Below are 26,316 nucleotides of genomic sequence, written 5' to 3' on the forward strand. Positions count from 1 at the left end.
GGACCGGGAGGCCGTGAGCGTCGGGTGGATCAGACAGTGATCAGGACGGGGGTCACTTGTCCGCGTACTTGGCGGCGACCTTCTCGGCGAGTGCCTGGCTGGTCTTCAGTGCCTTCTCGACGCTGGTCTTGCCGGCGATGGCGGAGCTGATCTGCTGGGAGACCTGCGTGCCCAGGTCGGTGAACTCGGGGATGCCGACGAACTGGATGCCGGGGGCGGGCCGCGGCTGCACGCCCGGGTTGCTGGGATCGGCGGCCTTCAGCGCGCTCGCGGTGGCGTCCGCGAAGGCCGAGGCCGCGGCGACGTACTTCGGGTTGGTGTAGGTGGAGGCCCGCTTGCCTGCCGGGACGCGGGACCAGCCGAGCTTCTGGCCCACCAGCTCCTCGTACTGCTTGCTGGACGCCCAGGAGATGAACTTCCAGGCGTCGGACTTGTGGCTACTCGCCTTCTGCAGGCCCCAGGCCCAGGTGTAGAGCCAGCCCGAGCTCTTGGTCTGGTCGACCGGCGCGGGCGCATAGCCCATCTTTCCGGCCACCGGCGACCCGCCGGCTTCGAGCGACCCGGCAGCGGAGGTCGCGTCGTACCACATGGCGACCTTGCCCTGCTCCACGTTGTTGAGGCACTCGGCGAACCCGGACTGCGGGGCGCCCGCCTCACCGTGCGCGCGCGCCAGATCGACGTAGAACTTGGTCGCCTTGGTGAAGGCGGGGCTGTCGACCTGGGCCTTCCAGTCCTTGTCGAACCAGGTGCCGCCCATGGTGTTGACCACCGTGGTCAGCGGAGCCATCACCTCGCCCCACCCGGGCAGGCCGCGCAGGCAGATGCCCTTCATCCCGGACCGGGCGCCCTCGGCCTTGGCGGCCAGCCCGGCCACCTGCTGCCAGGTGGGGTTGGCCGGCATGGTCAGCCCCTTCTCCTTGAAGACGTCCTTGCGGTACATCAGGAAGGACGACTCGCCGTAGAACGGCTCGGCGTATATCTGGCCGGACGCCGTCAGGGACTGCTGCATGGCGGGCAGGATGTCGCTCTGATCGAAGGCGGTGTCCTTCTTCGCGTAAGAGGTCAGCGGGGCGAGCCAGCCGTTCTTGGCGTAGATCGGCGTCTCGTAGTTGCTGATCGTCGCCACGTCGTACTGGCCGGCCTGACTGGAGAAGTCCTGGGTGATCTTGTCGCGGACGTCGTTCTCGGGCAGCACCGTGAAGTTGACCTTGATGCCGGTCTCCTTCGTGAAGTTGGCCGCCGTCAGCTTCTGCAGGTCCGCCATCTGCGGGTTGTTCACCATCAGCACGTTGATGGAGTGCGAGCCGGAGCCGCCCCCGGAGCCACCCGCGCCCGCACAGGCTGTGAGCAGTGCGCCGCACATGGCCAGCGCGCCGAGCGGTGCAGCGCGCCGCAGAACACTGGTTCTTGAAGTCATGATCGTCCCTTTCATGAAATATCGGGTGCAGGTAGCGAAGGGGAGGGAGAAATGTGGGATCGGGCAGACGGTTGTGTTCGGCTGTGTAGGCAGGGAGGTGCCGTCAGCGCGGCTCCGGCGGATCCGTCCCTGGCGACAGGAAGTGGGTTGAGCTCGTCAGACCCGGTGGACTCTGGGTCCCATCAGTGAGTAGCGGTGTGCTTCGGCGCTGGAGAGCCCGGTGTCGGTGACGATCGCCTCGAAGTCGTCCACCTCGGCGAAGCGGCAGAAGCTGCTCGCGCCGAACTTGCTGTGGTGACCCATGAAGATACGTCGGCGCGACACGGCCAGCGCCTTGGCCTTGACGTCGGCCACCACCGGATCGGGGGTGGTCAGGCCGAGCTCCCGGGAGATGCCGTTCGACCCGAGGAAGGCCAGGTCGATCACGAATCGCTCGAGCATGGCGCAGGCCCACGAGCCCACTGTTGCCAGCGTCCGGGCCCGGACGCGGCCTCCGAGGAGCAACACGTTGAGCTGCGGGGAGTCCACGATCGCGGCTGCGGTGGACAGTGACGCGGTGACCACGGTCAGGGGCCGGTTGCAGGGAAGGAGGGCGGCGAGGAGCTGGGGGGTGTAGCCCTCGTCCACGAATACCGTCTCCGCGTCGCCGAGGAGCTTGACGGCCTCAGCGGCAATACGGCGCTTGTCCGGGACGTGCAGGGTCTCCCGTTCGGGGAGGCCCGTTTCGAAGCCCGCGCCCTCGACGGGATAGGCGCCGCCGTAGGTGCGGCGGAGCAGGCCCCTGCGTTCCAGCACGCCGAGATCGCGGCGGACGGTCTCCGGCGCGACAGCCAGCTCGACGGCCGTGGTGGTGACCTCGACCCGTCCCTGGTGACGGGCGAGCGCGAGAATCCGGCTCTGACGCTCTTCGGCGTTCATCGCGCTCACCTCGCCTTCCGTTCCGGTCCGGGCACGGTGTGCCCGGTCTTGCCGGACATTTATACCAACCAACTTTTGACGCAAGGTGGCCCACAATGGGCCTGAAAACGCCCGATGATGCCTGATGGGACTATGTGAATCTGCAGGTCACGGCGATGTCGTGCGGTTTGCCCCATTCATCGTTGCCCGTGTGGGCTGCCTGCAGTGCCCGGTTCGGGCGGACAGGGGACTGTGACCGACCCCATGGCTGCTCGTGTCCGGCCGGAAAGGCCGGGGCGGCATGATCGGCAGGTCTGAACGGTTCGCTGCATGACGTCGGACGCATCGACGTCGCGGCCCGATGGGCCGGTCCATGGATCATGCGTGCTGTGCAGTGGAAGTGCCTCGATCGCCTGCACGGCGCGGGACGGGCGGCCGCGTGGTGGGGCGAGACGGGCGCACGGCCCTGCTCCCACGCCTTCCGAAGAGGGTGGGCGGTCGGGGCAGCGGCACCTGTCGAGAGAGCACCGATCCTGGGCTCCGGGACCGGACGATGCCGAGCTTGACGAGCAGCTACGTCGCAGGCTCGTGTCCGATGCCTATCGTTCGCATCAGGAGGACCGGTCCGAACACCGACGTCAGCCAGGGCCCGCGGATCGGACTGCGCCATAACTCGGGCCGGAACGGCCCGGGGGCGGGGGCATCTGGCTGACGCGCTGCGCCCCCGTACGGGTACGGGCGGCCGCCGACGCCACCGCGCCATCGCAGCGGCCCCACGGGCCCGCACACACCTCAGCGCTCCGGTGCGCGCCTCTCGTCCGGCCCCCGGCGCGCCGGCCCACTGCGTGGAGCCGAACCCGACCGCCGACCACCACTTGCCATCGGCATCTCGCTACCGGTGCTCGGGGTTTTCGTAGTCGCGGCGGCAGCCGGCGTCCCAGGCGGTGCGCTGGTTGCCGTAGGCGGGGATGCCGCCCAGGTCCTTCAGCGCCCGGGCCAGGTGCAGCAGGTTCCAGGTCATGAAGGTGGTGTTGCGGTTGGTGAAGTCGTTCTCCGGACCGCCTGAGCCGGGATCGAGGTAGGAGGGGCCGGGACCGGCCTCGCCGATCCATCCGGCGTCCGCCTGGGGCGGGATGGTGTAACCCAGATGCTGGAGGCTGTAGAGGACGTTCATGGCGCAGTGTTTGACGCCGTCCTCGTTGCCGGTGATCAGACAGCCGCCGACGCGGCCGTAGTAGGCGTACTGGCCGGCTTCGTTGAGCAGGCTGGAGCACGCGTAGAGGCGTTCGATCACCTGCTTCGTCACGGAGCTGTTGTCGCCCAGCCAAATGGGGCCGGCCAGCACGAGGATGTCGGCCGCCAGGACCTGCCGGTACAGGTCGGGCCAGGCGTCCCGCTCCCAGCCGTGCTCCCTCATGTCTGGCCACACACCGGTGGCGATGTCGTGGTCCACCGCCCGTACGACGTCGACCTGCACGCCCTGCGCGTCCATGATGGCGGTGCTCCGGTCGATCAGCCCCTCGGTGTTGCTCGTCTCCGGCGAGCGCTTCAAGGTGCAGTTGAACACCAGAGCACGGAGGTCGTCGTACCGGGCCGGCGGTGCGTCGGTAGCGGGCGACGAAGTAGTCACACGGTCCTCCCGGAGCCCTGCCGCCGCGCTGTGCGCGGCGACTCGTCCACTGTGCCCAGCCTGGATGTCGACGGTGTCGGTCGCCACCGCAACGCCTCCAAATGTGGAACGTACGTCGAGCCCCACTGGCCCCGCCTCATGCCGACTTGCTCGCCCAGGGCAACCGTGGCCGAACCGTCATCAAAGCAAGGCGTTCTCCGAGACCGACTTCAGCGAGGACCTCAAGAAGACCGACGTTCCGGTGCTCGTCGCACACGGCATCGACGACCAGATCGTGCCGTATCCGGATTCGGCTCCGTTGACGGCCGAGCTGGTGAGGAAAGACACCCTGAAGAGCTACGACGGGTTTCCGCACGGCATGTTGTCGATCCGACCGGACATCCTCAACCCGGACATCCTGGCGTTCCTGCGGGCATAGGGCGGACAACTCACCTCCGCCCGTGGGGCAGACCCGTCAGGAAGCACCCGCCCGCCACCGCTGGTCCGCCCGTCCCACCTCCGGCATCAGAGACACCGAGCCGTCCCCGCTCGCCGTCACGGTGTAGCCGGGGGCGATGGCCGGGCGGATGACGCCGCGGGCGTCGACGGCGAACATCAGGTTCTGGCCGTTGTCGCCGTCCACCGAGTCGCACTCCCAGATGCCCACGCCACGGTCCACCGCGCCCCGGCTGTCCAGGCAGTAGTCGGGGTCGGCGTACGACTGCAGCACGCCCCGCTCGGAGTCGACCCGCCACAGCTGGGTCGGAGAGGAAGTGCAGCCGGCCGTGACGACGTCCGTGCGCTTCTCCAGGTTGCCGCCGATGTCCAGACACAGGCCCGAGGCGACGTTCACCACCTGGGCGTATGTGCTGCCCGGCGGTACGTGGGCCGGCGTGGTGCGGCTTTGCGAGGGCGTCGGGCGCGGCCTGTGCGCCGGGGGCGAAGTCCGGGGCGGCGACGGGGATGTGCCGGTCGCCGGCGAAGACGGTGACGGGGAGGCCGGCGGGGTGGGGGCCGGGACGGTCGCCGTGACCGTCACCGGCGGCGGGCCGACCGGGGTCGCCGTCGAGGCCGCCCTGTCGGGGGCGGGCGGCCCGCCCTGGGACAGCAGGAAGACCAGCAGTGGTGCCACAGCGACGCCGAGTGCCGCCGACGTCCACACGACGCGCCGTGAGGGCGGCCAAGTGCCGTTCACCGCACGGACGTTGGTAACGAGTTCGTCGTCCGTGCCACCGTGCGACACGTACGCCGTGCCCGCCCAGGGCAGCAAACCCTCGGCCAGTGCCGTGCGCGGGGTGTCCCGCAAGCTGCACAGCTCCTCGTACGCGGCCGTGCAGTGGGCGCAACGCGCCATGTGGCTCTGCAGGTGGACGCTGGTGCGGGGGCCGTCAGGCCGTACCGACTCCTCGATGAGCCTGCGGAAGTCGACGCACCGGGGCTCGTCGGAGGCGGCCAGACGGGACCGCAGACAGGCCTGGGCCAGCGTCTGGAGCGCGGAGTCGGTGCCGTAGGAGACGTCCTGGGGGGTGAGCCCGAGCAGCGTGGCCGTGCTGTCCTCGGGCTCCTGCTCCACGAGGCCGTACCAGACGAGGCCCTGCGCCCGGTACGGCAAGGTGCGGAACGCCGCCAGCATGGGCGGCACGGGGCCGCGGGAACCGGCCGTGTTCAGGACAAGCAGCAGCCCGGCGTCGAGTCCGCCGGCCCGTTCGTCCGCGGCCCACGTCTGGGCCACCTGGGCAGCCAGCAGCAGCAGGTTGTGGCGCAGCGGGCCGCCCGGGTCGGTACCGCGCGCGGTCTCGCGGGCCGCTAACGCGAAAGCCTGCGCCGCGAGTTGCCGGGCCGACGATTCGCCGGCAGCGCACTGGCGGGCGTATGCGAGCACCGACGCGCCGTGCCGGGCGCGCAGTTCCTGCAGAGCGGGATACACCCGTGACGTGTCGGCACGCAGCAGCTCCGTCAACCGCTGGTCGGTGGCACCGCTGTACTCGCCGCCGCTGCCACCGGCCTCGTCGCCGGTTCCGTCGGCCCGCACTATCGATCCGCCTCCTCGTCACCTGTGCCGACCCGCTTGACCGGTCCTGACGGACCAGCCAGTTTGGGGCTGCCCATAGTGCTGGAAGGAGGAGTGTGAGGAAAGAGGTTCGGGCGAGTAACACGATGTGTCCGGTCGGCACCCGGTGCTCAGGCACGGCGGCGCGGTCGCGATGTGCTGCGGGACAGCCAACCGGTGACCGCCGCGCTCAGCCCGCACGCGGTCATGAGGACGGCGGTCAACCGGGTGGCGTCCCACGGGCCGGAGCGGTCCCATGGGCGCCTTTTCGCCGGTCACCTCCACACTTAGATCGTGCGGGCGCGTCACGAGCCTGTTGTCAACGGTCGCCTCGGCAAGTCCGCCAGATCCGGCGCATCATCGTGCCCGGCGGCCAGCCGCCGGGCATCCACGGCCGGCGGCCGACTCCGGAGCGGAGTCGGGGTCGCGGCGCTGCAGCTCCTCGCGGAGCCGGGCGAGCGCACGGTGCAGAATGCTCTTGACCGTTCCAGGCGCCATGCCGAGGGCGGCGACCGCCTCGTCGGTGGACATCTGCTCCCACGCTGCTCAGATCCGGTGGCCGGCCGGTCCAGCACGGTTGGTGGGGTCGCGAGGAGATTGCGCGGGACAAGTTCCGGCGCTGGGTCGGCGAGTACGGCGGCATGCCCGGGGCCTGGATCGTCCTCACCGCCGTCGAGAGCGGCGACGTCCTGGCCGCCTGGCCGGACCTGCGGTAGCGGGGGCGCCCGGCTATTCGGCGCCCGGATCCTGCGGGGTGCGACGGGCGGCCTTCTTCACGGCCTGGTCCACCTCGTACCGGGCGGCGAGAGGACGCACCACCAGACTCAAAATTTGCGGCGGTTCAGTTGACGACGGGGCCGGGGTTGGGGTTGGTCCAGGTGCCGTAGTCGCTATCCTGGCGGGGCCCGGGGTCGCTGTTGGCAGCGTTGCTGTCATTGGTCTGGCCGGTGGGGGGCTGGGTGTCGCCGCCGCTGGCCTCGTCGGGGTTGCCGGTGCCGCTGGTCTGGGTGTCGCCGCCGCTGGCCTCGTCGGGGTTGCCGGTGCCGCTGGTCTGGGTGTCGCCGCCGCTGGCCTCGTCGGAGTTGCCGGTGCCACCGCTGACGGTCTTGTCGGTGATGATGGGGCCGGGGCGCGCGTCTCCGGTTCGACTCTCGGCGACCGCGAGGGGGCCCATACTCACCTCATCGGAGTTCGGGTCAGTATCCATCCCCGGCGCAACGACGCCGCCGTTGGCAACAGGGTCGTCTGCTGGGATCTTTGAGATCTTCTGGTGATCCCCGTACTTGCTGTAGGCATTGAGGAGGCCGGAGCCAGGGTCGTCCGTGTCGGTGGTGACGCCGGTGGCGGTGGCGGTAGTGGCGGCGAAGGCGGAGGTGGCGGTGAGGGAGATGCCTCCAGTTGCGAGTGTGGTGGCGATCAGGAGGGGGGCGAGGCGTCGGGTGTTGATGATGGCCATGAGTAGGGCTCCTTCGGGGCGGTAGGGGTTCGGATGAGGCAGTCGGAGGGTCCGCGTTCGTGCCGTCGTCCGTGTCTCCATTACGCCCCGCGCCCGGGGCGGGGGTCATGGCCCGGGAAGTCGGGACTTGACACTGCGGCCCTGCGGCCGTCCCTTGCGACCGGCTTCTCCCAGCCCCTCCAGAGGTACCGGCGTCCCGGCCCCGCACCTCATCTGACCCCTGGGCCCGCTCCGCGCAGACGCCTACCTACGGCACGAGGAGTCTCACTGGATACCGGGGTGCAGCACGAACAAGATCCCGCACAACGCCTGCCGGTCCGGAACCCGCGGGCTGCCCTCGACTGGTTTCGGACCCGGGTCAGGCAGCTAACGGCCGAGGCGTCGGGCACCGCATCGCCCGCAAGGGCATTGAGACCTCGCAACGACTCGGCCGCCACCGAGGCAGCGAACGCGCCATGGCCTGGCTCGCCGGATGCCGACGTCTGCTCCGCCGCTACGAACGCAAGGCCGACCACTTCCACCTTGATCTGCTACCGCAGACTCGCCAAATGAGATGACGTCTGAGCCGCCAGCAGTATGTGCCGACGATCCTAGAGCCGCTGCCGGTTTCCGGGCGGGTCGCCTACGAGAGCCGCTACGAAGATCACGGCGTTTCCGTGCTCTTCGAGAGGACTCCCGCTCGTGCGCTTCGCCTGCCCCGCCGCCGCGGCCGCCGCGCCCGCCGACTCCGTCACCCTGCCCGTACAAGACCCCTTCGCCCAGTTGTCGGTGCGCACCGAGGAGCGCACCGGCTACGAGCGCACTGCGTTCCGGCACTGGGTCGACGCCGACGGGGACGGCTGCAACACCCGCGCCGAGATACTCAAGGTCGAAGCCGTCATCGCCTCAGCTCAGGGCCCGCGCTGTGCCCTGAGCGGGGGCGATGGGTACTCGCCCTACGACGACCGCTACATCCAGGGGCGCAGCGGTGTGCCCATCGACCACATGGTTCCGCTTGCCGTGGCCTGGGGCTCCGGTGCTTGCCGTTTGGATGGCGAAGGAGCGGGAGGCCTACGCCAAACGACCTCGGTGACGATCGCGCGCTGATCGCGGTCTCGGCTGCCTCGAACCGGTCCAAGGCCGACCAGGACCCCAGTACGTGGCTGCCGTCGACCAGCCGGCTACCGCTGCCAGTACGTCACCGACCGGGTGGCCGACAAGACCCGCTGGGGACTGAGTATCGGAGGCGATCGAGCACGCCGCCCTCACGGACGTGCTCAGCCGCTGCCCGAACGTTCCCGTCACCGTCACGCTGGCCCGCTGGCCCGGCGGCCGGAGCTCGGCCCCACGATCCGGTTGCGCTCGAACATCGGCCTGATCGGCACGGTGGCACGTGAAGCGCTCGACGCGGGCGTTCTTGTTGGCCGGCTTCCTGCATCAGGGTGGGGGCGGCACGGCGCGTCCGGGAGTACACGCAGAGTGGGTGGTGGATTCACCAGCAGCGGGGAGCTGCAGTTCGACCTGTAGCGGTCCGGCTGCCGGGCGGCCCCGGCCGTGTGCGGTTCACGCCGAAGCACGATAGGCGTCACACAGGCAGACTGGCTGTCCAAGACCGACACCATGGCATTCGGTCCAGATCGTCGACGGGAGACCGCCGACCGGGCCGGATTTTCAGGCCGGTCCGGCATGGCTACGGGCTGACGGGGCTGTGCGCCTGGATGCTGGTGGCCGGCCCAGGCAGGAGAGACCGTGGACGATCCCAGCTCTCAAGCAGCCCGGAGCTCGGCATCCACCGGCGCCGGCCGTGATGCTCCTGGTCAGGCGGGGGTTATTGGTATTGGCCTCGCTGCCGTACTGACGTTCGCACTCACGCAAGGTTCGTGGCAGTGGTTCGCCACATACATCGGAGTGACGCTTCTTGTGGTGATCTTCTCCTTTTACCGACTGCCGACGTGGACGCCTGGCCTCCGGTCTGCGCGGCGTATTCGCTGGTCGTCGGGCTGTGTGCAGCGATCGCACTGGCCCCTATGCTGCAGCGCTGGGCGTGGCTGTTCCCGATGCCGGGCACCCGTGACAGGTGTCCCGCGCTGGGCACCTACGAGAGCATCCGGACGGAGGCAGCGCTGGCGAACCTGGCTGGTCGTGACAGTGCCGCCTTGGCTCACGCACGAGACGTCCAGAGCCACGACGCCGTTGCCGACTGCCTGTCCGCCACCACGACCCTGTGGTTGCCCCTCTACGCGGCCGGAGCGGCCGTATTGGTGGGTCTGGGTGCGTGGTCCATTGATCGGGTTCGGGTGAGGAACGCGGCGGCCATGGCTGGCCGAAGACCTTCCCGTCAAGCCTGAGCAGGCCTGCGAACGCGACACGACGTCAGCGAGTGTTTCCAAGGCGGCCACCGCTCCCGGACCGGTTGTGCCAAGCGGCGTGCTTCGTTGGTGACAACCAGCCTGCTTCAGGTAACCCGAAGATCCAGCCAAGGGCTTGAGGAAGCCGTCCCGGTACGGGCGATACAGCGCCCGTACCGGGACGGCGTTTTCAGCTGCTCGCGGCCGTCTGCGGTGAGCAGGCCGTGCACGGGCAGCAGCTCGTGCCTGTGCACTACCACCAGTTCAGGATCAGCGATGAGGAGGGGTGGTCGTCGACCATCACAGGCCCGGCTCCCAGCGATGCCCTGGGAGCATCGGGAACGCTGACATCGGCGGCACGTCCTCGAGCGCCACGGTCATGGCGGTATCCGCCCACCGCTGCTGGACCGCCTGCCCGACCCGGTCTGGGGAACACCGTCTGGAAGTCGCTTCCTGGTCTAGGGCCGCTCGTTCTGCCCGGCTCTGGTGCCGGGCCGCTTCTGTGCTGGTCATCCGCGTCAGCCAAGCCGCTCCCGCCAGCGCATATCGCTGTTTTCAGTGTGTCTGCCACGAACGAGTGCCGTATCAGTTAACAGCCGACCCGCCCCTCAGCGCATCGTTCTCAGCCGTCGTCTTCCTGCCCGCCTGCCGTCAGCATCTTCCTGAGCACTTCGACGGGCATGTCCACCCACCGGGGCACCTCCGCAAGGGGCACCTCGCCGTTCACCGCCGCCACCGGGGCATGTTTCCTGGCTGCCGCGGTGGGGGCGGTACTGTGACAGAGACCGTGCACGGAGACTGTGCAGGGATTCGTCGGGTGATGTCGGTGGTCGGCTCGTTCTGCACGCGGCGTAGTTGTAGCGACTGTTCCTCGGTGCTGTCGGCAGCGTTGGGGGTGGGCGTGCGCTGCTCGGTGGGTACCGCGGCCCGTCACATCGTCGTCGAGCCGGGTGCTTTCTTCTCTTTGCCCCATGCCCGCAGTTGGCCGGTCATGGTTGCGTGCCGGTGTTCCTGCCGCGGATGCCACGGGTCGTTGTCGTAACCGGGTGGCCTGCCGGCGCCGCGGTGAAGGCGGGTGACGCTGCTCATTCACGCGATGAGCGGCTTTCCGTGGTCCGTCGCGGCCGGTGGCCCCAGCGACGTGCGGCCCAGCCGCTGACCGAGCCTGCGGCGGAACATCGCGTCGGCGGGGGCGCCCGCGGCCGCCGAGCACCACTGTCGGCCCGCACCAGCTCGGCCATGGCCGGGTGCAGCGGCGCCCCCCCGCGACGGCCGCCGCTTCGGGGAAGACAACCGCGTCGCGCCCCACGATCCGTCGCCGTTCGAGATCACGGCCGGCGTCCCCGCCCGCGGCCTGTTGCGGGCGCCGCGGCCAGATCGTCTCCCGCTCGCTCCCACTGCAAGGCCCGCTCCCACTGCAGGGCCTGCTTCCACTGCGTGGCTTGCTTCCACCGTCGGGTCACTACCGCCCCGCGCTTGTGCGAACACCCGCTCCGGCTCCGGCTCCGGCTCCGTACCGGCCCGTACGGGGTCGCTGCGCTGTTGGGTACCTACCGCGAGGACAGCGAGGTGTCGCGGCCGGCCCGCGGCGAGCTGAGCATGGACCGGTGTGCTCCGGAGGTGGCCGAGGTGCTTCGGCCGGCGGCGGAGGCGGAGCGGGTCAGCGACGGGTGGTTCAGCATCCGGTATCGGGGGTTTCTGGACGCGGCCGGGATCGTCAGGGGTTGGTCGGTCGGGCGTGCGGTCGGGCTGGTGGCGGCGGTGGGCGGCGTGAGCGGGGTCAGCGTGGACGGCCGCGCGGGCGTCCAGATGCCCGGTGCGCCGCAACCGCACCGGCCGTGGCGGGTGCGTGTCCGCCCCCCAGGCGCCATGGCGGGCCGGTGGCGGTGATCTCGGCGGCCGGGGTGGACGGACTGTCGGTGGCTGGGGTGGACGAAACTGTCGGTGGTCACGTCCGGTACGGCGGAGCGGGGCGCGCATGTCGTGGATCCGCGTTCGGGCAGGTCGGTGGTGACCGGCCTGGGTCCGTTGACGGTGATGAGCCCCCGGCTGACCGGGGTGGACTGCTGGGCGGCTGCGGCGTTCGCGGGCGGCCGCGGCGTTCGTGAGGGGGTCGCGGGCCTGGCCGGCGTGGCGGGAGTCACTGCCCGGCGTACAGGCGCTGGGTGATCACGGTGGGCGACGAGGTGCGGTGCACCGGGGGCCGGTGGCGCGGCTCGGCTGGGACGACAGCCCCGACTTCGCACAATTTTTTCACTTTCATCCCGAAAAGCCATCTAACTTCCGTTCTGAGACGTATCTCAAGTGCTGCAAGTTTCAGGAGGAAAGACATGGCAATCTTCAGCAATCTCATGCCCGCCAGGCACCACAACCACGGGAACGACACGTCCCACAGCGACGACCGCAGCGGCAACGGCGGGCGTCACGGACATGGTGACCGTAAGGGGCACGGCGACCACGGCGGCCGTCACGGGCACCGCGACCACAACGACAACAACCGGTACTGACCCCACACGAAGGCTGAGCGGACCGGAGAACCAAGAACCCGGCCCGCTTCGCCGTCGATCCATGCCGATCCACGAGGAACACATGCCATGGCGTACGGCCTTCGGCGTCTTTTGACGGTGGGTGAGGCGTCGGACGCGTCGGACGCCGTGGTCGCGGCCCCGCCGCCGGTGGCGCCGCGCGAGGTGTTCCGGCGGTTCTGGCCGTACACCCGCGGGGGCCGCCGCTGGTTCGTTCCCGTGGTCCTCTTCAGCCTGATCGGCCCCGCCATCGACGCCGGGGAGATATGGCTTTTCAAGATCGTGGTGGACGATGTGCTCGTCCCCCGTGACCTCGGGCCACTGCTGTGGATCGCTCCGACCTACCTGGGCCTCGTCGTCGGCTCCGGCGTTCTCGGCTTCGCCGACGACGTGACGTCCACCTGGGTCAGCGAGCGCTTCCTGCTGACCCTCCGCTCCGCCGTCTTCGGACACGTCCAGGGGCTGTCGCTCGGATTCTTCGAACGCCGGCGGCTGGGGGACGTGCTCTCCCGGGTGACGGGCGACGTCGACTCGGTGGAGACGTTCCTGCTCTCGGGCGTGGCGGACGCCCTCTACTACGTGATCCAGCTGGGCGTCTTCCTCGGCCTGCTGTTCTACCTGCAGTGGGACCTGACCCTGCTGGCCCTCGCCATCGTGCCGATGTTCTGGGGTGCGGCCCGGCACTTCTCGCGGCTGATCAAGAAGGCGTCCCGGGAACGCAGGCGGCGCAGCGGTTCGATCAGCGCGATCGCCGAGGAGACGCTGGGCAATGTGGCCCTGGTGCAGGCGTACAACCGGCAGGAATGGGAGCAGCGCCGGTTCGGTGCGGAGAACCTCGGCCGGTTCCACGCGGTGATGGCCTCGGCGCGGATCCACGCCGTCTACCGACCCGTCGTGGAGATGATCGAGGTGTCGGGCGGCCTGGCGGTCATGGGCTTGGGCACCTGGAAGCTCGCCCAGGGGCAGCTCACACTGGGCGGGCTGCTGGTCTTCCTCGCGCTGATCGGCAAGCTCTACAGCCCGGTGAGGGGCCTCTCGCGCCTCGGCACCACCTTCTACGCCGCCTCCGCCTCCGCCGAACGGATCATCGAACTGCTGGACCAGCGGCCGCAGGTCGTCCAGGCCGCGGGCGCCCGGCCGATCGGCCGCGCGCGGGGCGACGTGGAGTTCGACGGCGTCGGCTTCCGCTATCCCGGCACCTCGTCCTGGGCCCTGTCCGACGTGTCCCTGCAGGTCGCGGCCGGGCAGACGCTCGCGCTGGTCGGGGCGAGCGGCGCGGGCAAGTCGACGGTGGCCAAGCTGCAGTTGCGCTTCTACGACCCCGACCAGGGAGCGGTCCGCCTCGACGGGACCGACCTGCGCGACCTGCGTCTGTCCGACGTGCGGGAGAACGTCGCGGTGGTCCTGCAGGAGACGCTCGTCTTCCAAGGCACCGTCCGGGACAACATCGCCTACGGCCGGCCGAAGGCGACGCAGGCGCAGATCGTCGCGGCGGCGCGCGCGGCGGACGCGCACGACTTCATCGAGCATCTGCCCCAGGGCTACGACACGATGGTCGGCCAGCGGGGCCGGACGCTCTCCGGCGGACAGTGCCAGCGCCTGGCGATCGCCCGCGCGATGATCAGGGACGCGCCGGTGCTCCTCCTGGACGAACCGACCAGCGGGCTGGACGTCCGGTCGGGGCGGCGGATCATGGACCCGCTGCGGCGGCTCATGGCCGGGCGGACCACCATCGTGATCTCCCACAACCTGCTGACCGTCCGCGACGCCACGCACATCGCGGTGCTCGACCGCGGCCGGGTCGTCGAGTACGGCACCCACGACGACCTGCTGCGGCGGGGCGGCTCGTACGCCCGGCTCCACCGGCTGAACGCCGCGAGCGGGTCCGTGGCCATGCGGGCGGTGCCGTCGTGAACGCCTGCGCCCCGCGGCGGCCCGCCGCCCTCGCACCGGGCGCGGAACCGGCTCCGGGCTACGAGGTGCTGGCGCATCTGACGCGCACGGGCTGGCTGGACGTCTACGACGCCTGGAGCGAGGAACGGGCCTGCCGGTGCGTGATCAAGACCGTGCGGCCCGACCGCCGGGACGAGAAGCGGCTGCGCGAGCGCCTGCTGCGGGAGGGTGGGTGGTTGCGGGAGTTCACCCATCCGCATCTGACCCGGGCCTACGAGACCTTCGAGTCGCCCGAACCGCTCGTCGTGCTGGAGACGCTGACCGGTGAGACCCTCTCCCACCTCGTGCACCGGTTGCGGCGCCGGCCGGGCGCCGCCGACGTGGCGCTGCTCGGGGTGCAGCTGTGCTCCGCGATCCACTACCTGCACGGCCGGGGCCTGCTGCACCTGGACGTCAAGCCGTCCAACGTGGTGGTGGACTGCGGTCACGCGAAGGTGCTGGACCTGAGTGTCGCGCGGCCCCCCGGGCCCGCGCCCGCCGGGGTGGGCACGCGGGGCTACCTCGCTCCGGAGCAGGCCCGGGGAGGGCCGCTGACGGCCGCGGCCGACGTGTGGGGCATCGGCATCACCTTGTTCGAGGTGGCGTGCGGTGACGTGCCGTTCGCCCGCGACGACGACCACGCGAGGACCGCGAGCGCCCAGAACGGCGAGAGCGGCGACGGGCCGGGTACCGGGCACGAGCGGCGTGAGCGGCGTGAGGGGGCCGGCGAGAGCACCGGCAGCACCGGCGAGTGGTATCCGCAGCTGGAGCGGAGCGCGCCGCCGATCGGCTCCCGGCGGCGCCTGCCGTCCGCTGTCGCCGACGCCGTCGACGCCTGCCTGCGGGCCGATCCCTCGTCCCGGCCCGCCGTCGACGAACTGGCCGCCGCTCTGCGGTCGGCACTGCCCGCTCCGCCCTGCTGAGGCTTGCTGAGGCCGTGGCGGACGGCGCCGGGGCCTTTAGTCCACCGGCGTCTCGACGTGGCCGACCTGCAGCCGGGACGTGGCGATGACGGTGCCGTCCAAGGAGGTCAGGCGGGCACCGGAGACCGCCGCGGTGTCGACGGCGGCCGACGCACCCCAGTCGCCGCGGCCGTCCCGCACGGCGAAGTCACCGACCCGGACGGTCGTGCCGTCCGCGTGCTCCAGCAGACAGACGACCCTGCCGCTGTACCGGGCGCCCCGGCCGTCGAGATCGACGGACACGAAGAGCCAGCCAGAGGTACCGGGATGGGCGTACACCTCGCCGACGGGCTGCCCGCGGTCCGCGGCCGAGGTCAGGTCTCCGACCAGCATCGGCTCGCTCACGGAGGCGGCGGGGGGCGATGCGGTGACCTCCTGCACGGCGGTGCCGATCCCCCAGCCGGCGAGCCCGCAGGCGACCGCCGCGGCGGCCCCGATCGACGCGAGCCGCAGCCGGGCCCGGTGGCCGCGGCCGCGCCGGCCGGTGGGCAGGCGGCCGGACACGTGCCCGGGCGGGCGCGGCTCCTGTGCCGCGGCGTCCCGGATCAGCGCGCGCCCCACCCGGGTCTCGAAGCCCAGGGGCGGCTCACGGTCCGGCAGCAGCCCGATCAGCCCGTCGCCGACCAATGTCAGGTGCTCGACGTACTCCCGGCACTCCGCGCACCGGTCCAGATGGGCGAACGCCTCGGCCCGCTCGCGGCCGGAGAGCACGCCCAGGGCCAGCTCTGCGCCGTGTTCCCGCAGCTTCTCGCAATGCGCGTCACTGGACATGGTCGCCTCGGTTCGGAGACCCGAGTGTGGTCCGCAGCTTTGCCATCGCCGCCCGGATCCGTGTCTTGGCGGTGCCCAGCGGGATCTGCTCCAGATCGGCGATCTGCTGGGCCGTCATTCCGTAGATGCCCGCCATCACCAGGGCACGGGCCTGCCCCCGTGGCAGCCGTGCCACGGCGGCCCGCAGCTGGGACGAGGCCTCGTCGGCAAGCGCCCACTGCTCGGGGGTCTCGGTGACGGCGCCGATCAGCGCGTCGAGATCTTCGGGTGCCACCAGCTCCGTCCGCCGCGCGCGGACGGCGTCGATGGCGAGGTTGTGCGCGATGGTCGTCAGCCAGGTCGTGACCGAGCCGCGGCGCGAGTCGTAGATCTGCGCATGACGCCATGCGCGTTCGAATGTCTGCTGTGCGATGTCCTCGGCGATCTGCTGGTCGCCGATGACCGTCATGGCGACGCCGAAAACCCTGTGCTGGAACCTCCGTACGAAGGCGACGGCGAGTTCCGGGTCGCCGGTGGCCAGCCCGGACAGCAGAGCCTCGTCCGGGAGGCGGCCCACGGGGAACCGGAAACCCGACACACCTCTGTATACGGCCGGCCGCCGCCCGGAGATTGCTCGCCGGCGGAGGAAGATCACATGCCCATTGTCCGCCGCATGCTCCGGGCCCGCACGCACGCGGGTCAGTGCCCGTTCTGCGCCAGCCGCGGCAGATGGTCCGCCAGCGCCTGCCCGCCGTCCGGGTCCCCGGCTGATCAGCATCAGGGTGTCGTCACCCGCGAGGGTGCTCAGGATGTCGTGCAGCTCGGCCTGTGTCGCCTTACCGAAGTCATGCAACCACACCCACGCGAGCACGCCGCACCGGATCCGGCAGCGTCGGCGCGCACGACGGCGCGCACGTCCGATGGTCCGCAGCTCGCCCCTCGAAGGGCGCTGGACGCCGACCTCGGTGCGATTCCGCGGGCGGACTGCCTCTTCCCGCGATGGCCACTCGTGCAAGAGGCACCCCGGGCTCCTACGCCCAGTCCACGCCCAACTCCCGCAGCGCGTTCAGCCGCTGCGCCGTGTGGGGGATCCACACACCGAGCCTCACGATCACCGGCTCGACCTGGCCGTCGACCGCGATCTCTTCGCTATGGCCGCGCGGGACCGGCCGCTGGTCCTCCCTCTCGACCCATTGCCTGAGGGCCGCCAGACCCCGCTGGAACGCCTGCCCAGCCTTGCTCAAGCCCCTGCGCCCCGGACCGGGCGGCCGGGGCCGGAGACGGGGGCTGGACGGGCTGCACGCCCAGCCGGGACAGCCGCTCCCGCTGCTCGGTGGACAGCTGTGCCCAGGTACTCGCCCGGCGTTGCCGTGCGAGCCGTCGTCCGATGTGTCGACCGCGGCCGGCTGCGCCGCCCGTACGGCGGCCCGCTCCGAGTCCTTGCCCAGGGCCGTTCTTCGCGCCCTTGCGGCGGAGGTTGGCGATGTGCTGCCCGATGGGCACCATCGCCTCGCCTTCACCCCACACGGCGTCCTGCCGCGGTGCGAGATGCCCCGTGGCCCGGTGGTAGGACCGGAGCGCGGCGAGCTTGGCCTCCCACGCCTCCTCGCCCGGCTCCCAGACCATCCCGGCCTCCGGCGCGTCCAGCAACGGCTTGCGCCGTTCCTCCAGCACCCCGGCCCGCAACGCCTTCCGCTGCTGGTGGACCCATCGCCCGAGCGGAAACGCCTCGGCCGCCGCGGCCTCGACCTCGACGTCGTACGGGATGGCGTAGAGACCCGTGATGCCGTTCTCCTTCCGCCGGCGCAGCGGCGCCTGGTAGCCCTCCGGCCAGACCAGGGACTCCGGCCGGTAGACCCGCGTACGGAGGAGGCCGCGATCGTCGCCGCGTCGCGCGGGCTGGAGAAGTGCAGCAGGGCCGTCTCGGCCGCGGTGTCGGTGCCGTCGTCGTGCTCCTGGTCCTCGCGGGCGCCCTCGCCGCAGGCCTCGACGATCCGCCCGTCTTCGTCGCGCCGGACGTGGACCTTGCCGCTTGCCGCTGGTGAGCGCGCGGGAGGCGAGCTGCTCGACGAGTCGTTCATCATGACTGCGCAGGCATGGAGGACCGCTACAAGGGGGCGGAAGCCGGCGGAGGCGACCATGTCGGTCGGGTCCTCGCCGGGCTCCAGGAACACCGGCACGATGCTCCGCGCGATCTTCGTGGTGCCGTCGCGGTTGAGGCGGAGCGCGCGGCCGATGTTCTGGACGATCTCGACCTGGGAGCCGCGGGTGTCGGCGAAGCAGACGGCCTCGACTTCCCGCTCGCCGGTGATGCCGACGCCTTCCCGAGCACGCGGCAGCTGGCGAGGAAGGCGCGGTGCACTCGGCGCCCGGCCGCGTCGATGCCGCCTGTGAACTGCCGCAGCACCTCGACAACCGTCGTCGCAGGTGGGAGTCGCGCCCCCGCCACCTTGAGGCCGCGATGGCGCCTCCGGACAACCCTCTCCTGCTGGTCCGTGTGACGGAGCATTGATCGTCGGGGGGCTTGGGCGTTCGGGCTGCTGTTTCGTCTTTTCGTTGGGATTTTGGCCTGGGGGAGCGGTCAGGTTCGGGCGTCGTTGGCGTGGCCTGCTGGTGTGTTCGGTTTGGTCGTTCGGGTAGTTGGCCTGCCGTCGGGGGCGGCTTGTTGATACCGCGGGCACACCAGTCGGTGTGGCGGGGATGAACCCAGGCGGTATCGGTGGCGTCGTGACTGCGGTGACGGGTGCACAGGGTGCAGGCGTGGACGGGCTGCTGCCCGGCCTCGAGCCGCTGCCCAGCACGCGGCCGCCCCGGTGTCGTGGGCGTCGTCCAGCAGGGCGAGGTGGGGCAGGGCGCGCCGGCGGTGGGGGAGTGGGATTCGGACCAGGGCAGCGAGGTGCTGGGCCGCGCGCGGAGTGAGGATGAGTTCGGCGGCCGGTGGCGTGCCGTGCCGGTGGTGGCTGATGTCGGCGCCGTCGAGGAGCTGGGACAGCGTCAGCTGGTAGGCGTCGGCCGCACTCGACGCCATCCGCCTCGATCACCTCGCGAACAGCACTACCGACCCCGCACCCGGCCCCGGAGCCGGGATACCAGCACCCCGGTCCTTGCCCTGGTCAGGGACCGACCGGCGCACTTCGATCGCCTTCCGCGCAGGGGGCAAAGCACTCTCCAGCGCCTGACGCACCTCCCGGCGGTGCACCCTCAAACGCCTGGCCAGGCTCCGAACCGAAGCGTTCTCCAGACTCCCGTCACACCGAATCTGCTAGAACAACTCAGCGCGCTACAAAACCCGGCCTCCTGACACGGCAGGCCGACAACCCGCCCAGCGTGATCCCGGTCACGAACCCGGTTCAATCCAGCATTACTCCGAAAGACTGCATCCCACCTCAACGACTTACAACGGCTGACGCGATGAGCCAAGTTGTCGATGGGTGAGTACACAGCAGGCGAGTCTGAGGAACGCTTCGTTGACGTCGGCCCGTCGTTCCCATCGGATCCGCGGGCGTCGAAAGCCGTGCAGCCACGCAACCTGCGCTCGATCACCCAACGGTAGGTGGCCCAGCCCCGTGCCATGCCGCGTTCCACGGCGGGCGATGGCCGGCACGATGCCGCGCTGGCGAACCTGATCGCGGTAGGCGTCGTGGTCGTAGTCGCGGTCGGCAAACAGTGCGTCCGGCTTCCGCCGGGGACGGCTGACCCGGCCCCGGACTGGCGGGATCGCGTCGAGCAGGGGCAGCAGCTCAGTGACGTCGTTACGGTTGCCTCCCGTGAGCAGGATCGCGAGCGGGGTGGCGTGCCCATCGGTGATCAAGTGGTGCTTCGAGCCGGCCCGGCCTCGATCCACCGGCGAGGGACCCGTGTGGTTTCCCCCTTTCAGCGCCCTGACGTGGAAGGAGCCGACCACGCAGTGGGACCGGTCCAGACGTGAGGCAAGCATTGAGTTCCGCCAGCAGGACCTCGTGCAGCCGCTGCCACGCGCCGGTCTCGTTCCAGTCCCTCAGCCGCCGCCGGCACGTCATGCCCGAGCCGAAGCCTAGCTCCTTCGGCAGGTACTCCCACTGAACGCCGGTGTGCAGCACGTACGGGAACCCGCACAGTACGTCCCGGTCCGGGAGTGGTTCGCGGCCCGGATGTCGGAAGCGCCGCTCCCTCCTCGGTAGCAGCGGCTCGATCCGCTCCCACGGTTCGTCCGACACGACCCACGGAGTCGCCCTCATGACCTGACAAACCGATGAAGGTCGGGCTGGGCTGGCCCGCGCCGACTGATCGCTGTCGGCGAGTTCGCTGGCGAGCCACGCGACGCGCCTGCGGTGACCATCCCGTCCGGGCATGCGCGCTCAGCGGGTGGGGGAGCGAGGCGTTCCGTAGATTGAACGCAGAGGTCCCCGGAGGGGCCAGGTATGGCGTGTGACGGCATCCAAGATGGACTACACGGCGGTGTTCGCCGCCCTTCCGAGCCCGTGCCTGATGCTCGGCACGGACCTGGTGATCGCCGACGCCAACAGGGCCTTCGGCGAGGTGACCGGACGAAACCGTGCCGAGCTGGTCGGGCAGTACCTCTTCGACGCCTTCCCGGACAATTCCGCCGACCCGGAGGCCGACGGGGTGGCCACGCTGAAGGCGTCACTGCACCGGGTCCTGTCGTCCGGCCAGACCGATCACATGGCGTTGCAGAAGTACGACATCCCTGTCGCTGGCAACCCGGAGGTGTTCAAGGAGCGCTGGTGGACCGCGATCAACGTGCCCGTACTCGGCCCGGACGGGAAGGTCGCCTGGATCATCCACCGGTCCGAGGACATGACCGACGTCGTCCGCGCCCGCCGCACGGCGCTCGAGCCGTCGGCCAGACCCGGCCGGGAAGCGGCCATGGAGGCCGAGCTGCACGTCCGGGCACGGCAGCTGCAGCAGCTGAACGAGGAACTGCGGCAGGCTCGTGCGCGTGAACGGCGCATTGCCGTCGCCCTGCAAGAAACCATGCTCCACACGCCGGACCTGGCCCGGCACCCGAATATCGCCGTGCGTTACCTGCCCGCGGCTGGAGCGCTGAACGTGTGCGGCGACTGGTACGACACGGTAGACCTGCCCGCGGACCGCTTCACCGTCGCGGTCGGCGACGTGGTCGGCCACGGCCTGATAGCCGCCACCATCATGGGCAGGCTCCGCAGCGCACTGAGCGCCGCCACCCACACCGCCCACGGCCCCGCACAAGCACTGGAAGTCCTGGGGCTGTACGCCCGCTCGATCGAGGGAGCACTGGCCGCCACCGCCGTCCAGGTTCTCATCGACTGCCACAGCCACCTGCTCATCTACAGCAGCGCCGGCCACCCCCCGCCCGTCCTGCTGCACCCGAACGGCACCTGCGACCTGCTGGACCAGGCCACCGACCCACCGCTGGGCGCCCGCCCCGAACATGTCCCCCGCCCCCAGGCCACCACCACCTACACCCCCGGCGACACCCTCATCCTCTACACCGACGGCCTGATCGAACGACGCGACGAAGACATCGACGCCGGCCTGACCCGTTTCACCTCCACGCTCGCCACCTGCACCGAGTTCGGCGCGGAACGCCTCGCCGACGCCCTCCTCGCCCGCCTCGACCTCACCAGCGGCGCCAACGACGACATCGCCATGGTCGTCGTCCGCCTGTAAGACCACCATGATCTTGGGTGGGCACCGGGACACTGCTGGGGCGATGTTCCCCAAGGCCGGACTCTCCCCGGGCCTGGACCGCATACCCGGCCCCGTTCGGCCAACAGCGTGACCAGCGCCTCGCTCGTCGTGCGGGTGTGAAGGACGAACGGACGCTTGCAGGCCATGCTGGCCCGGCGGCGCCTTCGCCCTCGCATGCAGTCGGCCGGCCGGCCGGCCGTACGGGACGGGGCGGCCGCGCCGCGCGCTGAGGTTCCGCGTTGCCGCCTGGGCGTGATCCCTACAGCGTCGGCGTGGGCCGCCCCGGAGAGCTCTGGCCAGACCAGGCGATGCGACGGCTGGTGCCGACTCATAGGCTGCCGCCATGACTGGACACCGGTGACCTTTTTACCGCGCAGGCGAAACCGCTCTGGGCGATCCGGCCTGTCCACGGTGCGGGGGTGCCTCTCCTCTTCGGCCTCTGTCTGCCACTTCACGCAGCGCCTACAGGGCGAACACCCGACGGGTGTTGCCGGACAGGAACAGCTCGCGGGCTTCCTCGTCGAGATCCAGCTGATCCAGGTGTTCCAGGGCCTGGGCTGGCGTAACCATCGAGGACTTTGCGGCGGCCGCGGCCGCGCAGGTACTGCACCAGCTCGGACGGGTAGCGGCGGACGTTGTAGGCGCTGGTGTCGATGAACACGTTCTCGTATTTGTCCGCGACCGCGATCATCTCTGTCGTCCACGGATATCCGATGTGGCCGCAGACGATGGTCAGTTCCGGCAAGTCGAGCGCCACCTGGTCGATGTACGGGATCGGCCGTCGGGTCTCTGAGGAGTTGAGGGGGCCGGTGTGCCCGGCCTGGGTGCAGAAGGGGACGCCCGACGACTCCCAGCTCCTCGACCACCCGCCGAAGCTCCCGCACCGCCCGCACCGGCCGGGTGAGAGGTCGACGCCGGCCACGCCGCGCAGCCGTCCGCCTCGGCGACGAACCCGGCCACCTGACGAGGTGTGGTTGTCCCTCGGACGCGTAAGCGCTGGCCACAGCACCCCCGCGTCCGCGGGGGTGTTCCGCGCTGGAGGAAGGTGACCGTTCCGGTGACCGCCCCCGAGCATGGTAACGACTGTTACCATGCCGGTATGGCGAAGACACAGTTGGGCGCGCGCGTGGATGAGGACGTGGCGGAACTCGCGAAGAAACGCGCCGCCGACCTAGGACTGAGCATCGGGGACTACCTGGCCCGGCTGGTACAGGACGATGCCAGCGGCCTGCGCGCCCGAGCGGTGGACGCGGCCGCCCGCTTCCTGGCCGAACACCAAACGGTCTTCGACGACGCCGAACAAGCCCAGCAAACGCCCAGGGGAGCACGCGCGGCCTGATGGATCTGCACATCGACGTCCCCTGGATCCTGCAAGTCGCCGAGGCCGCCGGGGCGGACGATCCGGCCCCCGACGACTACGGCGTTCCCTTCTCGGCGGTCGCCCGCCACCGTGCCGAGCTGTTCGAGCAGTGCGTCTACGGCGGCCCCTACGCCAAGGCTGCCGCCCTTGTGCACACCCTGGGCCGGTGCCGCTGGCTGGAGCGCTCCAACTTGGCCGTGGCCGCTGCCACCGGCGTCATGTACCTCGAGGCCGCCGGAATCACGGTCAAGCCCGCCCGCGAGGATGCGATCGCTCTCAAGGACCTGCTCCTGGACCCGGGCTGCACGGCCGGGAGGATCGCCGCTCTGCTGCGGGCCTGGCCCACCACCACCTGAAGCCCACTCGGTGGCCCGCCCCGCACACCGGGGTGGACCACGCTGCGGCAGGACACCAACCACCAGGAGCGGAGATGGATGTGGGCTCGGTACTCGGCAGCATAGGCCGAGTGGCGGCCGGGGCGGGCCGGCTGGTATGGGGAGTGATGACCGCGCCGACCACGGGCACCGAGTATGACGCCCAGTCCAAGATCGACAGGCTTGCGCAGAAGATCGAAGACGAGGTACCGGAGGAGCTGCGGGACCGGGCGTGGGGTCTGGTCCTGGACGCGTTGTACTGGGTGCCCCAAGAGATCGAGCAGTTGGTGGAGAAACATCAAAAGCCCGACGACGAGCAGACCGAGGAACCGTCGGCCAAGCACTGACGCTGGAAACCGAAGTGCCCCTCCTCCCACAGGCGGATCTCAGCTTGCTGACGCGCATGGCACGCGCACTTGGCGAACGCAGCCACGGGCGCCGACCGCATACACCGCCAGCTGGCACTGCTGCTGCGCCGGCAGCCCATGGAGCTGGCCGGCCCCGCACCGCGGGCTGCTCCCGGCGCGTAGGACCCGCCGGCCGGGCTGTAACGCCCCCGGGAACAGAGCTGCCGGCAGCCGCAGCGGATACCCGGTCACGACGCTGAGGCGTCGCAAGCCCTCTGCCCGCGGGCCGGCCTTGTCCTCACCGCGCCCGCCTGAGCGCGCACAGGCCTTCGCAGCCGAGCGGCCGCGGCTGCGCGTCGGCATCGCCCGGGTCCGGTCCGTCCCGGCGTGCCTGTTCCGTTCGTGCGCTCTCGAAAAGGCCGCTGCGGCGCGGCGGCACCAGCTCGTCCGCCGGCCGCGGACGGATGGTCCGGCACGGGCGCGGCGTTCCGCGCCCGGGGCGAGTTGTGTCCCCTCAGGGGGGACACAACGCTGAGAGATGTCGTGCTGGGTTGACAGAAATGTCACGTACGGGCGACATCCACGTGGGAAGGCCCATGCCGGGCCGGGGCGGCCCTTGAGAGACGGCGACCGGGTCTGGTCACCGTTCTAGCGGGCCAGGACCACCGTGACCTGCTCGTCGCCGCAGCCGGCCAGCTGGTTCTGCAGCGCCTCGCGCTCGGCCTGGTCGACGGACAGTCCCCAGTGCATCTTCACGGCGATCCACTCGGTGTTGTAGGCGCACCGGTTGCCCGCGGCCGGCGGCCGCCACTGGGTGGGGTCCTTCTCGCCCTTGGAGCGGTTGGTGCGGCCGGATACCGCAATCAGGGACCGCGGGTCGTCGAGGTCGCGTCGAGGTCGTTGGCGAGAGCCTGCCGCTCCTGCACGTCCAGCCGGTCGCGCCGCCGTCCCGTGCCTCACCGAGCGCGTGTGTTCTGCTCCTCCAGAACAAGGCGGTCTACCTAGGCGCTGTCTGACAAATGATCTTGGGTGGGTTCGCGGAGCCAGAGGATGAGTGCGGCGAGGTGGACTCCGGATTTGTAACGGTCGGCGAGTTTGTCGAAGCGAGTGGCGATCGCGCGGAACTGCTTCAGGCGACCGAAGCGGCGTTCGACCACGTTGCGGGCCTTGTAGAGCTCGGGGCCGCAGGCTGGCGGCCTGCCGCCGACCTGGCCGCGCCGCCGGCGGTTAGCCTGCTGGTCCGCCCGCTCCGGGATCACCGCCCGGATGCCACGCCTGCACAGGACCTGGCGGATTGCCCGTGACGAGTACGCCCTGCCCGCGATGACCGCCTCGGGTCTGCGGCGGGGCCGGCCGACACCAGCCCGGGCACTCTCAGTCGTTGACGTTGCCGGGCGTGACGACCACGGCCTGGGGCAAGCCGCGGCCGTCGCAGGCGAGGTGGACCTTGGTGGTCAGCCCGCCGCGGGACCGGCCCAGCGCCTGCCGAGCCGCTGCATGTGCCGGATCTTCCACTTCGCTCCCCGCCGCCGCCCCCATTTCTTGCGGGCGCCGGCGGCGTGCTGATGAGCCCGGCTGATCGTGGAGTCGACCGACACCGTGCACTCCGCAGCTCCGACACAGTCATCCCGAACCCGGACCTGCTCAAGCAGGCGGGCCCAGGTTCCGTCTGTCTCCCAGCGGGCGAACCGCTCATAGGCCGTCTGCCACGGCCCGTAGCGTTCCGGCAGATCACGCCACGGAGGACCGCTCCGCAACCGCCACAACACCCCGTCGACTCATAGGCCGTCTGCCACGGCCCGTAGCGTTCCGGCAGATCACGCCACGGAGGACCGGTCCGCAACCGTCACAACACCCCGTCGACTACCTGACGGTGATCCCTCCACGGACGACCACGACCATCAACCCCCGGCAACAGAAGCGTTATCCGCTCCCACGCCGTATCCGTCAGTTCGCCAAGCCCCACCACAAGATCAATTATTCAGACAGTGTCAGGGCCCGCCGCCGCTGAAGGCCGCCCAGGCGCCGAGGGCCCGCCAGCCGCGACCGGGCATCATATCGCCATGATCCAGAACGACCGGCACGCGCCCGAGGCGCTCCCGCAGCACCCAGACGTCACCGAGGCAATTGTCCGGGAGCGATGCCTCCACGATCCCTCCGTCCGCCTCTCCGGACCCCTAGCCGAAGGCCTCTTCGACCCCGAATTCATCGAGGTCGGCGCCTCCGGGCGGCGGTGGACACACGCGGAGATAGTGGCCGCGCTACCCACGCTCCACGGCGGCGCCGAGAACAACACCCCCATCACCGCAGAGCACTTCGAGGGCACGGTCCTCGCCCCCGGGATCGTCCACCTCACCTACGAGACCCGCATCGAGGACCGGCACGCCCGCCGTTCGTCGATCTGGCGCCGCGACGCCGCCGGGGAGTTCCGGCTCTACTACCACCAGGCCACGCCGGTGCCGGACGGGACGGCCCGGCCGTAGGGTGTCTGCCCCTTCCCGTCGGGTCCGGCCCGCCCGGCCTAATCCGACGCGAAGTGTCAGACAGGCCCTAGGTCGTGTCCGCAAAGTGTCGGCGTCGTTGGTCTGTGCGTGGTGCGTCGTCATGAGCTGACCGATGAGTCGTGGGCGTTGATCGAGC

General features: G+C 70.4%; 17 protein-coding genes and 8 pseudogenes. 11 read left to right on the top strand and 14 right to left on the bottom strand.

Annotated elements, in window-relative coordinates:
* Positions 1–52: 52 nt before the first annotated feature.
* The 3 genes from ACF1BE_RS29145 to ACF1BE_RS29155 all read right to left on the bottom strand — a co-directional run bounded on the left by ACF1BE_RS29145 (position 53) and on the right by ACF1BE_RS29155 (position 3,944).
* Entirely contained in the window at positions 53–1,417 is a 1,365-nt protein-coding gene (locus ACF1BE_RS29145) for an ABC transporter substrate-binding protein (RefSeq protein WP_392201984.1), read from the bottom strand.
* A gap of 156 nt (positions 1,418–1,573) precedes the next feature.
* Positions 1,574–2,335 (bottom strand): DeoR/GlpR family DNA-binding transcription regulator, encoded by a 762-nt coding sequence (locus ACF1BE_RS29150; RefSeq protein WP_392201985.1) that lies wholly within the window; start codon positions 2,333–2,335, stop codon positions 1,574–1,576.
* A gap of 871 nt (positions 2,336–3,206) precedes the next feature.
* The gene (locus ACF1BE_RS29155; protein WP_392201986.1) at positions 3,207–3,944 is read right to left on the bottom strand and encodes a flavodoxin family protein; all 738 of its coding nucleotides are present in this window, start codon (positions 3,942–3,944) and stop codon (positions 3,207–3,209) included.
* Positions 3,945–4,134: 190 nt separating this feature from the next.
* Here ACF1BE_RS29155 and ACF1BE_RS29160 point away from each other — a divergent pair.
* Positions 4,135–4,362, top strand: a pseudogene (locus tag ACF1BE_RS29160) (alpha/beta fold hydrolase); the annotation flags it as partial.
* A 36-nt stretch (positions 4,363–4,398) separates the two neighbouring features.
* Here the strand turns inward: ACF1BE_RS29160 and ACF1BE_RS29165 are convergent.
* From ACF1BE_RS29165 to ACF1BE_RS29175, 3 genes and pseudogenes are all read right to left on the bottom strand, one after another.
* Entirely contained in the window at positions 4,399–5,958 is a 1,560-nt protein-coding gene (locus ACF1BE_RS29165; protein WP_392202007.1) for a ricin-type beta-trefoil lectin domain protein, read from the bottom strand.
* 372 nt (positions 5,959–6,330) lie between these two features.
* A pseudogene (locus ACF1BE_RS29170) lies at positions 6,331–6,513 on the bottom strand (RNA polymerase sigma factor); the annotation flags it as partial.
* A 301-nt stretch (positions 6,514–6,814) separates the two neighbouring features.
* A complete protein-coding gene (locus ACF1BE_RS29175; protein WP_392201987.1) occupies positions 6,815–7,429 on the bottom strand; it encodes a hypothetical protein in 615 nt (204 codons plus the stop codon).
* A gap of 374 nt (positions 7,430–7,803) precedes the next feature.
* Between ACF1BE_RS29175 and ACF1BE_RS29180 the strand changes: the two are divergent.
* Both ACF1BE_RS29180 and ACF1BE_RS29185 read left to right on the top strand, forming a co-directional pair.
* Positions 7,804–7,986: pseudogene (locus ACF1BE_RS29180) on the top strand (hypothetical protein); the annotation flags it as partial.
* 124 nt (positions 7,987–8,110) lie between these two features.
* On the top strand, positions 8,111–8,515 hold the full coding sequence (locus ACF1BE_RS29185) for a hypothetical protein (protein WP_392201988.1): 405 nt from the start codon (positions 8,111–8,113) through the stop codon (positions 8,513–8,515).
* A gap of 2,171 nt (positions 8,516–10,686) precedes the next feature.
* Here the strand turns inward: ACF1BE_RS29185 and ACF1BE_RS29190 are convergent.
* Entirely contained in the window at positions 10,687–10,845 is a 159-nt protein-coding gene (locus ACF1BE_RS29190) for a hypothetical protein (protein WP_392201989.1), read from the bottom strand.
* Between the two features lie 1,241 nt (positions 10,846–12,086).
* On the opposite strand from ACF1BE_RS29190, the gene ACF1BE_RS29195 reads away from it, so the two are divergent.
* The 3 genes from ACF1BE_RS29195 (at position 12,087) to ACF1BE_RS29205 (ending at position 15,136) form a co-directional block, all read left to right on the top strand.
* The gene (locus ACF1BE_RS29195) at positions 12,087–12,263 is read left to right on the top strand and encodes a hypothetical protein (RefSeq protein ID WP_392201990.1); all 177 of its coding nucleotides are present in this window, start codon (positions 12,087–12,089) and stop codon (positions 12,261–12,263) included.
* An 87-nt stretch (positions 12,264–12,350) separates the two neighbouring features.
* On the top strand, positions 12,351–14,195 hold the full coding sequence (locus tag ACF1BE_RS29200) for an ABC transporter ATP-binding protein (RefSeq protein WP_392201991.1): 1,845 nt from the start codon (positions 12,351–12,353) through the stop codon (positions 14,193–14,195).
* Entirely contained in the window at positions 14,192–15,136 is a 945-nt protein-coding gene (locus ACF1BE_RS29205; RefSeq protein ID WP_392201992.1) for a serine/threonine-protein kinase, read from the top strand. The genes ACF1BE_RS29200 and ACF1BE_RS29205 overlap by 4 nt, the downstream gene beginning before the upstream one ends.
* A 36-nt stretch (positions 15,137–15,172) precedes the next feature.
* Here ACF1BE_RS29205 and ACF1BE_RS29210 read toward each other — a convergent pair whose 3' ends face one another.
* The 5 genes and pseudogenes from ACF1BE_RS29210 to ACF1BE_RS29230 all read right to left on the bottom strand — a co-directional run bounded on the left by ACF1BE_RS29210 (position 15,173) and on the right by ACF1BE_RS29230 (position 20,142).
* Entirely contained in the window at positions 15,173–15,946 is a 774-nt protein-coding gene (locus ACF1BE_RS29210) for a hypothetical protein (protein WP_392201993.1), read from the bottom strand.
* Positions 15,936–16,523, bottom strand: a complete 588-nt coding sequence (locus tag ACF1BE_RS29215; RefSeq protein WP_392201994.1) for an RNA polymerase sigma factor — start codon at positions 16,521–16,523, stop codon at positions 15,936–15,938. Before ACF1BE_RS29215 ends, ACF1BE_RS29210 begins: the two co-directional genes overlap by 11 nt.
* Positions 16,524–16,624: 101 nt before the next feature.
* Positions 16,625–16,754, bottom strand: a pseudogene (locus ACF1BE_RS29220) (arginine repressor); the annotation flags it as partial.
* A gap of 202 nt (positions 16,755–16,956) precedes the next feature.
* Positions 16,957–18,335: pseudogene (locus tag ACF1BE_RS29225) on the bottom strand (Helicase associated domain protein); the annotation flags it as partial.
* 984 nt (positions 18,336–19,319) lie between these two features.
* A pseudogene (locus ACF1BE_RS29230) lies at positions 19,320–20,142 on the bottom strand (IS5 family transposase).
* A gap of 205 nt (positions 20,143–20,347) precedes the next feature.
* On the opposite strand from ACF1BE_RS29230, the gene ACF1BE_RS29235 reads away from it, so the two are divergent.
* The gene (locus ACF1BE_RS29235; RefSeq protein WP_392202008.1) at positions 20,348–21,574 is read left to right on the top strand and encodes a PP2C family protein-serine/threonine phosphatase; all 1,227 of its coding nucleotides are present in this window, start codon (positions 20,348–20,350) and stop codon (positions 21,572–21,574) included.
* A gap of 718 nt (positions 21,575–22,292) precedes the next feature.
* Here ACF1BE_RS29235 and ACF1BE_RS29240 read toward each other — a convergent pair.
* Positions 22,293–22,688 (bottom strand): annotated as a pseudogene (locus tag ACF1BE_RS29240) (hypothetical protein); the annotation flags it as partial.
* Between the two features lie 6 nt (positions 22,689–22,694).
* Here ACF1BE_RS29240 and ACF1BE_RS29245 point away from each other — a divergent pair.
* The 3 genes from ACF1BE_RS29245 to ACF1BE_RS29255 all read left to right on the top strand — a co-directional run bounded on the left by ACF1BE_RS29245 (position 22,695) and on the right by ACF1BE_RS29255 (position 23,676).
* Entirely contained in the window at positions 22,695–22,934 is a 240-nt protein-coding gene (locus tag ACF1BE_RS29245) for a hypothetical protein (RefSeq protein WP_392201995.1), read from the top strand.
* The gene (locus ACF1BE_RS29250; protein WP_392201996.1) at positions 22,934–23,311 is read left to right on the top strand and encodes a fic family toxin-antitoxin system, toxin component; all 378 of its coding nucleotides are present in this window, start codon (positions 22,934–22,936) and stop codon (positions 23,309–23,311) included. The genes ACF1BE_RS29245 and ACF1BE_RS29250 overlap by 1 nt, the downstream gene beginning before the upstream one ends.
* Before the next feature lie 74 nt (positions 23,312–23,385).
* On the top strand, positions 23,386–23,676 hold the full coding sequence (locus tag ACF1BE_RS29255) for a hypothetical protein (RefSeq protein ID WP_392201997.1): 291 nt from the start codon (positions 23,386–23,388) through the stop codon (positions 23,674–23,676).
* A 1,001-nt stretch (positions 23,677–24,677) separates the two neighbouring features.
* Here the strand turns inward: ACF1BE_RS29255 and ACF1BE_RS29260 are convergent.
* Positions 24,678–25,645 (bottom strand): annotated as a pseudogene (locus tag ACF1BE_RS29260) (IS5 family transposase).
* A gap of 94 nt (positions 25,646–25,739) precedes the next feature.
* On the opposite strand from ACF1BE_RS29260, the gene ACF1BE_RS29265 reads away from it, so the two are divergent.
* Complete coding sequence (locus ACF1BE_RS29265) at positions 25,740–26,159, top strand: DUF4440 domain-containing protein (protein WP_392201998.1); 420 nt, start codon at positions 25,740–25,742, stop codon at positions 26,157–26,159.
* The last annotated feature ends 157 nt before the right edge of the window (positions 26,160–26,316 follow it).

It is taken from the genome of Streptomyces sp. NPDC014991 (genome assembly GCF_043080665.1).
GTDB lineage: Bacteria > Actinomycetota > Actinomycetes > Streptomycetales > Streptomycetaceae > Streptomyces.

Coding starts and splice junctions, on each gene's coding strand:
- ACF1BE_RS29145 (WP_392201984.1), bottom strand. CDS start 1,417: ATGACTTCAAGAACCAGTGTTCTGCGGCGCGCTGCACCGCTCGGCGCG.
- ACF1BE_RS29150 (WP_392201985.1), bottom strand. CDS start 2,335: ATGAACGCCGAAGAGCGTCAGAGCCGGATTCTCGCGCTCGCCCGTCAC.
- ACF1BE_RS29175 (WP_392201987.1), bottom strand. CDS start 7,429: ATGGCCATCATCAACACCCGACGCCTCGCCCCCCTCCTGATCGCCACC.
- ACF1BE_RS29190 (WP_392201989.1), bottom strand. CDS start 10,845: ATGAGCAGCGTCACCCGCCTTCACCGCGGCGCCGGCAGGCCACCCGGT.
- ACF1BE_RS29195 (WP_392201990.1), top strand. CDS start 12,087: ATGGCAATCTTCAGCAATCTCATGCCCGCCAGGCACCACAACCACGGG.
- ACF1BE_RS29200 (WP_392201991.1), top strand. CDS start 12,351: ATGGCGTACGGCCTTCGGCGTCTTTTGACGGTGGGTGAGGCGTCGGAC.
- ACF1BE_RS29210 (WP_392201993.1), bottom strand. CDS start 15,946: ATGTCCAGTGACGCGCATTGCGAGAAGCTGCGGGAACACGGCGCAGAG.
- ACF1BE_RS29235 (WP_392202008.1), top strand. CDS start 20,348: ATGGACTACACGGCGGTGTTCGCCGCCCTTCCGAGCCCGTGCCTGATG.
- ACF1BE_RS29245 (WP_392201995.1), top strand. CDS start 22,695: ATGGCGAAGACACAGTTGGGCGCGCGCGTGGATGAGGACGTGGCGGAA.
- ACF1BE_RS29250 (WP_392201996.1), top strand. CDS start 22,934: ATGGATCTGCACATCGACGTCCCCTGGATCCTGCAAGTCGCCGAGGCC.
- ACF1BE_RS29255 (WP_392201997.1), top strand. CDS start 23,386: ATGGATGTGGGCTCGGTACTCGGCAGCATAGGCCGAGTGGCGGCCGGG.
- ACF1BE_RS29265 (WP_392201998.1), top strand. CDS start 25,740: ATGATCCAGAACGACCGGCACGCGCCCGAGGCGCTCCCGCAGCACCCA.